This window comes from Mucilaginibacter sabulilitoris (assembly GCF_034262375.1).
Taxonomy (GTDB): domain Bacteria; phylum Bacteroidota; class Bacteroidia; order Sphingobacteriales; family Sphingobacteriaceae; genus Mucilaginibacter; species Mucilaginibacter sabulilitoris.
The window spans coordinates 523870-537856 of record NZ_CP139558.1 but is presented as its reverse complement, the minus strand read 5'-3'; the positions used below and the strand labels follow the sequence as shown (position 1 = coordinate 537856).

At 44.7% G+C, this 13987-nt stretch carries 9 protein-coding genes; all 9 read right to left on the bottom strand.

The genetic code is table 11. The features are described from left to right. Positions 1-144 precede the first annotated feature (144 nt). Genes SNE25_RS02345 through SNE25_RS02305 form a run of 9 tightly spaced genes read right to left on the bottom strand, consistent with a single transcriptional unit; the run spans position 145 to position 13987 of the window. Positions 145-2298, bottom strand: a complete 2154-nt coding sequence (locus tag SNE25_RS02345; protein ID WP_321563485.1) for a glycoside hydrolase family 31 protein — start codon at positions 2296-2298, stop codon at positions 145-147. 1 nt (position 2299) lies between these two features. Then, the gene (locus SNE25_RS02340) at positions 2300-4882 is read right to left on the bottom strand and encodes a glycoside hydrolase family 95 protein (RefSeq protein ID WP_321563484.1); all 2583 of its coding nucleotides are present in this window, start codon (positions 4880-4882) and stop codon (positions 2300-2302) included. Between the two features lies 1 nt (position 4883). Beyond that, positions 4884-5783 carry an SMP-30/gluconolactonase/LRE family protein gene (locus SNE25_RS02335; protein WP_321563483.1) on the bottom strand — a complete coding sequence of 300 codons (900 nt, stop codon included), beginning with the start codon at positions 5781-5783 and terminating at the stop codon, positions 4884-4886. Beyond that, complete coding sequence (locus tag SNE25_RS02330) at positions 5752-7809, bottom strand: hypothetical protein (RefSeq protein ID WP_321563482.1); 2058 nt, start codon at positions 7807-7809, stop codon at positions 5752-5754. Before SNE25_RS02330 ends, SNE25_RS02335 begins: the two co-directional genes overlap by 32 nt. Before the next feature lie 28 nt (positions 7810-7837). Then, positions 7838-9439, bottom strand: coding sequence for a glycoside hydrolase family 28 protein (locus SNE25_RS02325; protein ID WP_321563481.1), 1602 nt, complete (start codon positions 9437-9439; stop codon positions 7838-7840). A gap of 2 nt (positions 9440-9441) precedes the next feature. Further along, positions 9442-10659 (bottom strand): glycoside hydrolase family 88/105 protein, encoded by a 1218-nt coding sequence (locus SNE25_RS02320; protein WP_321563480.1) that lies wholly within the window; start codon positions 10657-10659, stop codon positions 9442-9444. Positions 10660-10690: 31 nt separating this feature from the next. Next, positions 10691-11128 (bottom strand): c-type cytochrome, encoded by a 438-nt coding sequence (locus tag SNE25_RS02315; RefSeq protein ID WP_321563479.1) that lies wholly within the window; start codon positions 11126-11128, stop codon positions 10691-10693. Further along, complete coding sequence (locus tag SNE25_RS02310; protein ID WP_321563478.1) at positions 11125-12420, bottom strand: PQQ-dependent sugar dehydrogenase; 1296 nt, start codon at positions 12418-12420, stop codon at positions 11125-11127. The genes SNE25_RS02315 and SNE25_RS02310 overlap by 4 nt, the downstream gene beginning before the upstream one ends. A gap of 10 nt (positions 12421-12430) precedes the next feature. After that, positions 12431-13987, bottom strand: coding sequence for a rhamnogalacturonidase (locus tag SNE25_RS02305; protein ID WP_321563477.1), 1557 nt, complete (start codon positions 13985-13987; stop codon positions 12431-12433).

The following is a 13987-nucleotide window of genomic DNA, read 5'->3' as shown; positions in this document are numbered from 1 at the left end:
TCTGGGGTGAGATACGGAACGCATTTTTTTTCCTAAACGTCAGATCCTCTTTACCTTTTTTATTATTCTTTTCTTTAGCTGGTATGCAGGATTCGAATCCTATAAACAATTGGATTGCCTGTCTTAAAATCTCTTAGACGCTGTTCAATTATCCGTCATCTGCTTAAAGGCTACTTTACCAACATTATCCGGTTTTCCCTTTATTGCGGATGTGATAGCACCTTTTATCCTGCCATTTACTTTTTGCACGTTAATTTGCCTGAAGCTGTATTCGCCCTTTTCATAGTTATAGGTTTCGCCATCATCATCATATAAAGCATAAGTGCCTGGTTTTTCACCATAGTACCTGATCTCTAAATCAATCTTTTGTCCTGCTTTTGGGGCGTGCAGCATAACCGGCATCATGGGTATAACGCCGCCGTCTTTTACATAAACCGGTATTTTATCCATACCAGGGGTAACAGTAATCACCTCTCCGTTACCCGCATATTTCCCTGTGTAAAAATCATACCATTTACCTTTTGGCAAAATTACCTTCCGGCTGGTTTGCCCAGCAAATACCGGAGCAACCAATAAATATTCGCCGGCCATATACTGATCTTTTACCTCTTTGGTTATGGCTTCTTCATAAGGGTTTTCTTCGAGGTTTGTTTTTTTGTTCTCGCTTTTGGCATCTGCCGTTACAAATCCATCTTCCAGGTACATTGCCCTGAAAGGCGGGGTTCCCTGAAAATGATATTTAGCGAATTCACTGTACCAATAAGGCATCATTTGCATACGCAGATTGGCCATTGTTTTTACCTGATCAGCAACTTCGGCAAAGGACCATGGTTTGGTACCGCTGGCCCAGGCATTGATCATCGCCATAGGTGAAAACACGTTCGACTGGAACCTGCGCAACCATTCCTCTCCTGTTTTGGATGAGCGCACCTCCGGGGTCCATAACACGCCGGCGAAACCACTGTTTACCAATGCGGTTATAAAATCGCGATGATCATAATAATCGTTATAAATTACATAAGGGAATGATGAGCCGCCTCCGTTTGATGCACGAACCAAACCAAATGTACGCTGGTTACGCTGATGATAGATTTCGCTGGTATAACGCTGCATCATTAAGCCATAGGTTTGGCGCATTTGTTCGGCATCATGCCCCGAAGGGAAAACTGCCACATCCGGCCACAAATAATTATCCCCGCCATCAACCTCATCCATTTTATAACCACTAATACCAATATCTATCTTATCCTTTTCCAGTTCACCGAAGAAGATTTTCCGTGCTTCGGGCATACTGATATCAGGCACTATGCCATTCCAAACGGTATGAGAGCCGCTGAGTGGTAAAATACTTTTATAAACAGGCGCTTCCGGCGATACATAAGGATTGGTCCACAAATTGAGTCGGATATTCTTTTTCAGCATATCCTGAACAAACCCTTTAGGATCAGGGAACCGTGTTTTGTCCCACTCAAAAGTACATGGGTACGATTTGCTTTGCCAACCCGGCTCAAGGCCGATAAAATCAAGCGGATAGCCCTTTTCTTCAAATGCCTTTGCCTCATCTTCAACACCCTTTGCATCCGTCAGGCGCTGCATGCGCTGGGTAAAGCCGAGGCCCCAGCGCGGGGGTAAACAACCGCCGCCATTTAATAAATTATATCGCCGGATAGCATCCAGGGTAGTAGGCCCTGCAAATACGTAGATCTCTACCCCTGCCGCCGGTATCAGCATTTCTACCCCATCCGAATATGGGTGCGAACTCCAGGTTTTGTCAAGATTCCTGTCTTTTACTTCAGGAGGCACCTTACTTTCGCGTCTTACCGCCGTACCGGCATATACATTGATATATCTTGCCGAGTTGATAAATACACCATACCCTTTTGATGACACATAGAACGGTGTGGGTGCATGGGTACGGCCATTATCTTTACCCGCATAATTATCAACATGCAGCGTAAGCACTTTGCCCCGCTGAAATACAGTTTGGAAATTTAAGCCGAACCCGAACAGTTGTTCTTTTCTTTCTAACGGAAATCTGAGGTAAGTTTTGCCATCCTGTACGCGGGCATTAATTTCTTCCTGAGCCAGGGGGAAACCGGCTTTGGGCATTTGCTGTAAGCCTGCATGATAAGGTTGTACTCCGGCGGCTTTTAGCAGGTCAAATTCTTCTGGCTTCCCAATTACGCCCTTCCATATCCCGGGCTCTACTTCTGTCCAGGTTATGGATTGTGCGTTAATTGTTGTGGCAAAACTCACAAACAAACAAAAAAGGAAAAAATATTTTAAAGCGTTCATCATCTTATTGGGGTATAATGGTGTAGGTTTTACCTTTTTGGGTAGCAAAGTCAATTACATAACCTTTATTAAAGGTTATATCGGTTAGTTTAACATCATCCGCTTTTTTATAAGCCGGTATTGCCGGCTGGGCATTTAAAATGTTCTTATTAGTACCTTGAGCAATTTTACTGTTTTCTTCAACCACCTTTACCGGAACCTGTGTGCGTAACCTGCAATTGCCCCCTATATTTGATTTAACCGTCGCTTTACTCAACCTTCCTTTTTTCCAGTCAATAGCTACCTCAAAATTTCCGCGGGCTTTAATGCCTTTGATGCTGCCATCAGCCCAGGCATCGGGTAACGCCGGTAACAATTCTATTTCTCCATTTTGGCTCTGCAACAACATTTCAGTCATACCTGCCGTTCCGCCAAAATTTCCATCGATCTGAAAAGGTGGGTGCGCGTCAAACAAATTGGGGTAAGTACCGCCCCCACTCATTTGTTCCTTTTTTTGCGCAGGGTCCATATAATTAAATGCGGCCCCTAATATTTTATAAGCATGGTTGCCGTCATGCATACGCGACCACCAATTCACCTTCCAGGCCATTGACCATCCTGTGCTTACGTCTCCCCTGTATATCATGGATTGTTTGGCCGCAGCTGCGAGTTCGGGTGTATTGAATACAGAGATCTGCCTGCCCGGAAACAGGCTGAATAAATGCGATATATGCCGGTGTGTATCGGCAGGATCATCCCAGTCCTGAAACCATTCCTGCAGCTGGCCATATTTACCTATATGGAAAGGATAAAGTTTATTATAGGCAACTTTTACCTTTATAGCGAAAGCCTGATCAATACCCAGAATTTGGGCGCTGCTCATACAATCCTGAAACAATTCGCGAATGATAGACATATCCATGGTAGAAGCCATACTCACCTGGTATTCTTTCCCGCTGATCTTTATCGTATTCTCGGGCGATGTGGAAGGATTGGTTACCAGGTACCCGGTTTTAGGATCGGTCACCAGCCAGTGCAGCATAAACTGCGCGGCGCCTTTCATAATAGGATAGGCGGTCTTACTCAAAAAAGTCTTATCGCCTGTAAACAAATAATGATCATACAAATGAAGGCTCATCCAGGCACCACCCATGGGCCAGGCCGACCACCTGACTGAACTCTTAGGGTCATGATCAAACCCACCAACTGTAGATGTTTTGGCCCATATATCGGTGTTATGGTGTTCTACCCAGCCTTCATTAATATTGTAGCTTTCCTTAGCAGTAATAGCGCCGTTTACCCTGAGTTCTTTCAAAAAATCAAACAAGGGTTGATGACACTCGGAGAGGTTGGTGTTTTCTGCCAGCCAGTAATTCATTTCGGTATTGATGTTGGTGGTATAATTACTGCCCCAGGGCGGAGATACCTGATCGTTCCAGATACCCTGCAGGTTAGCCGGCGCACTGCCCGGCCTCGAACTGGCTATCAGCAAATAGCGTCCGAACTGGTAGTAGAGGGTTTGCAACTGCTTATCAGGATTGGCTACGTTGAAATTCCTGAGCCGTTCATCCGTAGGTTGTTTTACCATACCGGCATCTACACCTAAATTAAAACTGACCCGCTTAAACAAATGCTGATAATCGGTTATATGCCTTTGCTTAAGCTGTTCATACGTTTTTTGAGATGCAGCCAACAGGTTACCATTGGCCTCCGCAGCAGGATCCTTACCCTGTAGGCCCGGCGACTTATTAAATCCGTTAAAGCTGGTAGCCTCTGTTAAATAAATAACTACCTGATTAGCGCCGGTAACCTTCAATGCATTGTTAACAGCGATCACGCGGCCGCCATCATTTTTTATTTTCAGGTCGATCTGGAAATTCATCCCCTCGCCTTTGGGCTCATCATAAATTACCTGGCGGGGGTCATAATCGCGATTGGCTACATAACTTGGGGCTTTTCCCTTTAATATTAATTTACTATCTCCATCATTCGTCACCTTAAAGTGCAGTTTGCTTTGCAAGTTAGCTGTGAAATTAACAGTGCCCTTTTTATCGGCAGTGATGCGTACCACCATCACCTTATCCGGGTAGCTTATAAATGTTTCGCGTAAATAGTGCCCCCCCGCAACCTCATACCGTACGGTTGAAACCGCGTTGTTCAAATTTAGTTCGCGTTGATAATTAGTGCTGTCTGTCAGGCTAAAATTAAGCAGCAGGTCACCCAGGGGCAGGTAACGGGCAGTGTAAGGTCCCTGTAAATGCTTTTTCCACAGATCGGCCGCTTTGTCAAAATCATTATCAAAAACAGCTTTGCGAACCTGTGGTAAATATTCGGGCCCTTGCGGGTTATTACCTGATTCAGGAAACCCGGACCAAAGGTTATGGTCATTAAGCTGGTAACGTTCATGGTTGACGCCCCCAAACACCATAGCACCCGTAGTAGCATTACCTAAGGGCAGCGCTTCTTCCCAGGCTGCAGCAGGTTTAGTGTACCACAGTTTTAAATACTGATCGGTACCAGGTATCTGTGCAGCTGCAATACCGGCATTGAACACCCCGGCAATAACAAGGCATCTTTTAAAGAAATGTAAGTTGTGATAAAACCCCATGCTATTTGGTAGTTATTAATTTATAAGCCATTACTTTATTGCCCCAAAATGTAGGCACATATAAAATGTGTTTTACGTTATCATAGGCCAGATCGGCCGTGTTCACCTTTTTCTCCTGTATGTCGAGCAGGGTTTCTATTTTACCCGCGGCGGTAACGTAATATATATGGCCCGACCAGCAGGTGATCAGGAAATCGCCATTACCTACAGGTTCAATACCATCCCCGCCGCAACTTAGCATGGCTACCTGTGTTAAATTTCCCTGGCTATCTGATTTCATAAATTTTTGCCCACCCAGAATATAAAGGTCGGCACCAACAGCTTTAAGTCCGTTTACGCCGCCCACATTTGTTAAAAACGTGCTTACTTTTCCATTTTCAATACGATGTATCTTTTTTGTTTTACTGTCTGATACATAAACAATCCCTTTATCGTTTACAGTAATATCATTCAGGGCCTTGGCGCTGTCAACCACGATTTTGTTTTTAACCTTTCCGGTATTGATATCAATAACCACCACTTCCGACAGGTCGGCAGCGTATAATTCATTACCAAAGTGCCCAAGTCCTTTAGGGGCGTTTAAGCCGGTGGTGAAATCAAGATTGATGATCTTTCCATCTAAACCAATTTTAGCAACGCCACCCTTACCGTCAACCGCGTTTGGATTGCCCTCAATTTCTGATACAAACAATACCCCTTTTTTAAGATCGGGCAAAACAGATTCCGGAACCCGTACAACAGTATCGGTTTCCCAAAGTTTTTCCAGCTGATGGGTTTGCGCAAGAGTGTTTTGAACCATTATGGCCACCACGGCAGCCAATATATATTTAAAAAACTGTTTCATTACCTTTCCATTATTGATTTGAAAATTATAGTTGAACGGACTGCGTACTACCATCATTTATCTTGTATTTTATTGATCTGCTGCCTTCTGTAATAGTGATCAATAGCTTCTCTTTGCCTTGTCTGGTAACCTTAAGACTAAACACATGGCCAAATGAATGTATATTATTGAGCGCCATTTCGTTCCATTCTTTTGGCAGCCGTGGCGTACAATTAAAGGTGGTAAAACCGGTGGGGCGCATACCAAACAAACCTTCGGTATATATGCGGCAATAGAGGCCGCTCTCGGCTGATAAATGTCTTTGATTACCTTCAGGATAAGCCTCTACCGGGTATGGCACGTGTTCGCCAAGCAACCTCCGGCGCGAATAATAACGCAGGTAATCCATCGCTTTTTCAGTTTTACCTGCTTGCAATACGCCGCGGAGCGCGTACAGGGTGGAGCGGTCCCAGAAGGTTTCTTTTCCGGCTTGCGTAGCTAAGCCATCGGCAGTCCATAATCGTGGTGAAAATAAGGCATTAATGGTTCCTTCGCTCCTGTCAAAAATGCCCATGGTAAGTGGCAGGCAGATCCAGGCGCGCAGCACATCATTGGTTTCGTAATATTTGTAAGTGTCAAAACCTTCAATATTTGCCCCGAAATACTTTTCGATGTTGCTTTTTAGTTCTGCGGCCTGTTTCAGGTATCCATCAATTTGTGTTTTGGGCTGATGTAATTGCTTCCCGAGATATGCCGCGGATATCAGCGCGTCATAATAAAGACTGTTGGTTGAAAGATTGGCTTTGCCTGATGGGAAGCGCCCTTCCAGTTCGTCATGATCGGAGTTTACCACACCCTGATCGTTCAATTTCCGGCGACTAAATTCCAGGCACCAGGTAATAAGCGGCCACAACCTTTTGGCAGAATCCGGATGACCATAAGCGAGGGCATAACGGGCAGCGCCATAAGCAATCATGGCCTGGTCACCCCTGTCGCCTGCCCCTTTCCAAACCGCGTCGCCCTCAGCTACAATGGAGCTGGGGATAGGTTTATATTCAGGGTTCATGTATTTGGCAAACAGACGGTAACAGTTCATAGCCGAAAGGTTACCTACGCTATCGCCCAGGAATGCAAAGAACGGACTGATATACTCCGCCTGATCATTGGCCCAGATGGCCGCATAATAGGCCAAGCCACCAGGACTATGCAGGTACCCGACTTTGGTTTTGTAAATACTTTCGGTACCCCGGATCTTGGCAAATGCAAAGGCAGTATTCAATAAAGTATCGGGTGTTTGCAATTGCAATGGGGTTAAAATGGTGTTCACGCGTTTTTCGCGGGCTTTCTCTTCGGCGTCCGCATCTATTTTAACGTGTTGGGTCGGGAAATCCGTCGCCAGGTAATAAACCGAGAAGGTAGTTTTAGCGCCGGACTCTACCACCCTGCTACCATGATCAACAGAGCCCATGATCACCGTATGCGGCCTTACTTTGCTTTTAGCGCTATCGGTTCTTTCTTCGCGCCTCATGTATTGCATGGTAACCGTTACGGGCTTATCGGTTATATTGGTAAAAACAAATTTTTCAATAACCATAGGCTTATCCACGGAAGGAAAAATACTCCGGTCAATTTTTACCAGTGCCGGGTTACCTGAGGTAGCGCTTATTCGCATGATGCCTTTATGGCTGATGCTTTTGATATTATAGGTCAGATCGCCGGATTTTTTTCCGCTTGCCAGATCAGTTTTCAATTGGCGGTTATTAATCAAAAAACGCGGCAGCTCATTATCCTGGAATGTGTAATCAATATGTGTACGTGTGCCGTCAGGCAGCATCCTGAAGGTGGGAAATACCACCGTGCGTGAAACAGACGATCTGCCCGCGCTATCGATACCGTACAGCACCCATACTGACACTTTTTCTCCTGACATTTCAATATGATCGGTATGTGGGAGTCTGCCGTTAACAGTCCATTTAATACTGCCATCTGCTTGGATGACCCAACGGTCTGTTTGCGCAGGCAGAGCGGTCTGCTGGGCATAAACCAGGCGGGGTAGCAGAAAAACCAGCAAGCCTAAAAATATTTTGTATGTATTTACCTTCATGCTATGTATGCTTATTGTTCATTTAATTCTAATCCAAAACAGTTGTTCCGGCCTTCAGATCAGCAGACAGCTCTACCTTTTTTGGTATACCCGGGAGCTTGTTTTTCAAAATATGTACATCCCGGCTCGCACTACCTTCCACACGCACAAATGCATCTGCAGATCCGGTTACCGTATTGCTGTTGATGGTGGCCCCTGCTACATTCTCTAACCTCACTACCGCCTGGGCACCGGTTGTTTCCGGAATTGACCAGGTGTTCAATTCAATGTTTTTACCATCCTCACAGATAAAGGCCGGCCTCAGGTCATTATGGCTTAAAGTGAATTTCACATTACGCAGCTTTAATCCGTCAACATGCCGGGCCCAAACGCCATAAGCAGGCACCAGCGGACCAAAGGTTTTCACTTCCGGATATTTATCAATTGCCTCGGGTACAACCTGCCTGGCATTTTCGGCGTTCCCGCCACCAGCCAGGTTTATTTCGATGTTCTCCAGGGTCAGGTTTTTGATGGGATGATCCGGGATACCGGTTATCAGGATACCCGATGGTGGCATTAACTGGGCATTATCAGCGGCCTTTGCCTTTACATTGCGAATGGTTACATTTTCAAGTGACCCTATTGGTTGCTGTCTATCCTGATCTTTGCGGAATACACTTAGCCTTGCACCCAAACGGATAAGCATTGGTGTTTTTACTTCCACCATGGTAATATCGCTGATGTTGATATCCCTGATCTGCGCGCCATCTACCGAAAGCAGCTTGATACCGCCGTTAGTGGTATCATAAATGTAACATTTTGAGATACTGATATGCTCAAATGCCGCCATTGATTCCGTTCCGATCTTAATAGCTCCCTGACCACTTTTTAATCTCAAACCAGAAATTACAATATCCTTACAGGCCATTTTACTCGATGTTGTTTTAAAACACAGGGCGTCATCCCCGCTTACCACATCGCAATCTTTAATGGTAACATCCTGGCAGCCGTCTATATCCATACCGTCATTATGCGCAACTCCCCTGCTTACAATTTTTACATTCTTGATGTTTACCCGCTTACATTGAAAGTAATGCGATGTCCAGGCAGCCGAGTAATTCAGGGTAACACCCTGTACAGAAACATTCTGGCAACGTACAACCCGCAGTAAAAACGGGCGCCGTCCCCAGCGTTGTGATTCCGGTCGGGTATCGGTTAATATTTGCTGCGCCTTAAGTTTTGATCCCTGACCGTCAATAATACCTTCGCCCTCAATACCTATGTTTTTTTTATCAACCGCTACAACCAAAGCCCAACCCACACTAATACCCAATCCGTCAACAAACGGGTCAAGGTTTTGGTAATCGTTAACATCGGTACTCCCTAAAAGCACGGCGCCTTTTTTTAGCTGCAGGGTAATGTTATCATTCAGCGCTATAGTACCGGTTAAAAATGTGCCCGAAGGGATAATAACCTTACCTCCACCGCTTTTATAACAAGCATCAATTGCTTTTTGAATGGCTGCTGTATTTAATGTAGTACTGTTACCTACAGCCCCATAGCTGGCAATATCCACATCAGCAGCAAATGCACTTAAGTTACATGCTAAAGCAAAGGCAGCAACCAAAAACAACCTGGCTGATCTGTACATGGTTACTTTTTCCTTTCAGCTTTAAGTATCTCCGTTCCTGCTAATAAAACCGCGCCAATGGCATGAGTATCGTTCAATTCGGTTGGCCGGGTGTAGTAAAATTTAATATCAGTATCCATATTAGTACCGATACAAACATCCTGTATCTGTCCGTCGGCTGTAATTTTAGAGGTTAAGCCCTTCCATCCTTCGTTGGCTATGGCAATATATTTTTCATTGATCCAGCCCTGATTAACCGCCCTGGCTACGGCATAAGTGAACATGGCCGTAACTGATGTTTCCAGGTAAGAGTCTGGTTTATCTAACAGTTGATGCCATAATCCGGTTTGGTCCTGGTAACGGGCATAACCAACAATTTGCCTTAACAGTAATTTGATCACCTCCGGGCGTTTGGGGTGGTTTGCAGGCAAATTATTCAGCAGTTGTACCGTTGCCATGGCTATCCAGCCGTTACTACGCCCCCAGTGCCCTACGCCGTTGGTTTGATCATCAGAATAGTAATTATGAAAGAAAAGGCCTGTGGTTGGATCATAAAGATATTTGTTAAAGTTCTCTACCTGTTTAATGGCATCATCAAAATATTTACTGTCGCCGGTAAGTTTCCCCATACGTGCTAAAAACGGGATGCTCATAAACATATCATCGGCCCAAAGGGTCATGTTTCGTGGGGTAGGGCGCGAAAGTGTGCCATCGGGCAGGCGCATCTGTTTAGTTAAAATATAATCTGCCGATCTGTTTAAATAGGCTTTATAGTCTTTCCTGTTTGCCAGGGCATCCACATCAAATAGCCCGGCAGACATGGCCCCGCAGGCATCAAGGTTGCTGATATTAAAAACCGCACCATACTCTACTTTAGGTGCTTTGGCCTTGCGCAGCGCTTCAAAATAAGCCAGGTTATCGAAAATGAATGAAAAATTGTGCTGGGAATAATCCGAGTATTTTTTGTCACCAAGTACATCCGCGGTTTGTATCATGCCAATGGTTAAAACACCATTTACATAAGCCCATTTATTGTACCTGCTGTCAGCTTTAATATCCGGAGATGATGCCAGGCCTTTGGTTGAATCGTATTTTTCTTTGGTATTGGTATTGATGAATTTAAATGAGGTGTTTTGAACTACATTATTGGCAACCCGGCGAATTACCTCTTCAGTATTGGTGCTTTGCCCAAATACCGTAGTTGAACAGACGATGAGCAATAGGTATAAAAATGATTTCATAATTTATTGATTTGATTAAGTGAGATGCGTTTTACTTTTTATTGGTAGCCCTTACTGCCTTTACCTGTGAGGAGCTTATGGCTGGTGCTTTATTGGTAAAATTTTTCCTGACGTAGGTTAACACGGCGGCGATTTCCTGATCTTTCAAAAAATCATGAGCAGGCATCACATTTGAATATGATTCGCCGTCGATATCAACGCTTTCCGCAAATCCATTAAGTACAACTTTTATCAGGCGTGACTTATCACCCAGTACATAGGATGTTTTAATTAACGGCGGGTTCATGTTAGGCACGCCGCCCCCATCTGCCTGGTGGCAGGTTAAACAATATTTATCATATATGGCTTTACCGCTCACCGCCGTGGCGGGTAAAGTTGATCCTGGATGCGTTTTAGGTTTGGTTTTAACCTGGGCTATTAATTGCACACAGCTAAAAATAAAACAGATAATGATTAAGCATTTTTTCATTTTAACTGTTGCTTTTTAGTGTAGATAATCCGGTATATAGTTCCTTTTGAATCATCGGTAACATACAGCGAACCGTCCGAACCCTGAGCCAAACCGCAAGGGCGATGATCTGCACGACCGGCAGCGGTTTTTTCTGGTGAGCCCGAAAAGCCGTCGGCAAATACTTCCCAGGCGCCATCGGGTTTACCATTTTTAAACGGTTGAAAAACCACAAAATACCCTGCCTGCGGTTCGGGGGCCCGGTTCCATGAACCATGAAATGCGATGAAAGCACCGTTCTTGTATTTTTCAGGGAACTGGTTACCTGTGTAAAACAACAAGGCATTGGGCGCCATGTGGCCCGGATATGCCATCGCGGGATCTATAAATTTGGCGTCGGCTTCTTTCTTGCCATCGCCGCCATATTCGGGCGCCTGTATCTTTTTGTGTTGAATTTGATCATAGTACATATATGGCCAGCCCGCATTATCACCCTTTTTTAACGCGTATAAACACTCGGCCGGTAACTCGGCAGATTGTTTGGTGGTATATAGCTCGGGCCATGAACTGTTGAGGTTATCCCGTCCGTGTTGCATTACAAAAAGCTGGTTGTCCTGCTGGTTCCAGTCCATGCCCACCATGTTCCTTAACCCCGTCGCATACCTTACACCATCGCCATAGGTTTGATTTAATTTATCAGTTTTAAACTGCCACACGCCGCCCATCGAATCCAGTATAGGGCAACCCGGTATACCCGGCGAATGGAACCCACGGTCTTTTTCCTGGCATGAGTTAAACCAAGCGCCTATGTTTACATAAATATTACCGTCATTATCCAACGTAAAAGATTTGGTTTCATGCTGGCGGCCAGCCTTTAAACCGGTGATTATTTTTTCGGGCTGATCAGGGTTGATCACTTCATTCTGATCATTCACTTTATACCGGAATACTTCAGTATTGGAAGACGCATACAGATAGCCGTTTTTTAAGCAAACCTCTGTACCGCCATAGTTACCAAAGCTTGTTTTAAACTCCGCTTTGCCATTGGCCCCCTCGTGATATACCAAAATGCTTTTACCCTCTTTATTGGGTTTAGCCAGTTTTACATAGATATCCCCTTGCGGTGTAACTACTAAATGCCTGGCCTTGGCGGCGGTTTCGGCTACTTTTAAAGCACCAAATCCGGCGGGCAGTTTTAAACCCGCATTATCGGCATCGGGTATTACCTCAGCAGCCGGTTTCAGCGCATAAAGCGTTATGCTTACCAGCAATACTGTAAATGCCGCCGCCAACCTGAATAATTTATTTTTCATGTTATTAATTTTACAACTCCTTTTTATTTGCGTTGGCCAGTTTAGTATTTGATACCGGCAGACTATTATTGATATTAAAGTCTTTTACCTCATTTAAAACAAACGTAGGTGTATTGGCTGCCTTTTGAGCTTTGATATGCTGCAAGTCGGCACCGGTCACGTGATCGAGTATAAACGCCGGCCGAAGGTCCTGGTCAATATAACTCACTTCCACATCATTCATTTTAAGCGCTTTAACATTCCGGATAAAGAAGCCATACGAGGGCATCGTACCAAAACGATAAGGTTCGGGATATTCTTTTTCCAAACCCGGCACTTCACGCGTTGATTGTTCTTTTGTGCCTCCTCCTTTATAATATATCCTGATGTTGCTTAACTGCAGATCTTCAATATCATGGCCCGGAATACCACTGATAATAGCCCCGTGTTTACTATCAGCATTATAACACATCACATTGCTGATGATCACTCTTTTGAGCGAGCCTACAGGTGTACCTTCTGGTGCGCGCATACGGGCGCCGAGGCGTACAAATATTGGGGCATTTACAATATCGCGCATGGTAATATTGGTAATGGTTACGTCTTCTAAAAGCGCACCGTCAACCGTTTCGAGTGCTAAACCGCGACAGTAATCAAACACACAGTTAGAAATGGTAACATTCTTAAATCCTCCGTTTGATTCGGTGCCCATTTTTATGCGGCCGGTAGGGTTCCCGTCAGAATATTTTTTTTCGTTACGTTTAAATGTACCATCTAAAAATGATCCTTCATCATAACCGCTTACCTGGCAATTGGTAATGGTAACATTTTCGGTGGCCCGTGCAAAACCAAGTCCAAAGGTGCTTTTTAAACAGATACCATCATCATAAGGAGAATTAACACTACAGTTGGAGATGCGCACATTACGGCAGCAATCAATGTCCATACCATCGCGGTTGGTATCCATTTTTACATTATCAATGGTAAAATTATCTATCCCGGTAGCAAGTATGCCAAACCAGCCGCCATGCAGAATGGAGACATCCTTGATGATCACATTACGGCACAAATAAAGACTGATGCTTTTGTTTGGGCGTTTATCGTCCTCTCCCTTATTGCTCCGCACCAGATCCTTGCCCCAAATGGTGCCTGGCCCCAGTATAGAAATATCATGCAGGTTTTCGCCCCATATTAAACTATTATGCCAGTGGCGGTGCCCAAAATCCTGGTATTTATTATCTATCTTTTCTTCCGGCAAATCATAGCCCGATTCATCGGCAATCGGGGCTGCAATGATGGTAGCCCCCTGATCGATATATAGAGAGATATTACTTTTCAGGTGAATAGATCCGCTCAGATAATTTCCGGCGGGGAAGTAAACCGTGCCTCCGCCCGCTGCCGCCGCGGCATCAATAGCTTTATTGATCCCTTTAGTATCAATTGTTTTTCCATCGCCTGTTACGCCATAAAGCTTTACATTGTAAGGTGATGTTTCGGGTGCCGATCCAACGTCGGCCCGCGCCGGGGAGCCGTAAAAAAACAAAAGAAAGGCAAAAAAGATACCGAATAATGGACTGTGCTTTTTCAT

What these genes read in the sequence shown, in the direction of transcription:
- SNE25_RS02345 (WP_321563485.1), bottom strand. Translation starts at nt 2,298, where the DNA reads ATGATGAACGCTTTAAAATATTTTTTCCTTTTTTGTTTGTTTGTGAGT.
- SNE25_RS02340 (WP_321563484.1), bottom strand. Translation starts at nt 4,882, where the DNA reads ATGGGGTTTTATCACAACTTACATTTCTTTAAAAGATGCCTTGTTATT.
- SNE25_RS02335 (WP_321563483.1), bottom strand. Translation starts at nt 5,783, where the DNA reads ATGATGGTAGTACGCAGTCCGTTCAACTATAATTTTCAAATCAATAAT.
- SNE25_RS02330 (WP_321563482.1), bottom strand. Translation starts at nt 7,809, where the DNA reads ATGAAGGTAAATACATACAAAATATTTTTAGGCTTGCTGGTTTTTCTG.
- SNE25_RS02325 (WP_321563481.1), bottom strand. Translation starts at nt 9,439, where the DNA reads ATGTACAGATCAGCCAGGTTGTTTTTGGTTGCTGCCTTTGCTTTAGCA.
- SNE25_RS02320 (WP_321563480.1), bottom strand. Translation starts at nt 10,659, where the DNA reads ATGAAATCATTTTTATACCTATTGCTCATCGTCTGTTCAACTACGGTA.
- SNE25_RS02315 (WP_321563479.1), bottom strand. Translation starts at nt 11,128, where the DNA reads ATGAAAAAATGCTTAATCATTATCTGTTTTATTTTTAGCTGTGTGCAA.
- SNE25_RS02310 (WP_321563478.1), bottom strand. Translation starts at nt 12,420, where the DNA reads ATGAAAAATAAATTATTCAGGTTGGCGGCGGCATTTACAGTATTGCTG.
- SNE25_RS02305 (WP_321563477.1), bottom strand. Translation starts at nt 13,987, where the DNA reads ATGAAAAAGCACAGTCCATTATTCGGTATCTTTTTTGCCTTTCTTTTG.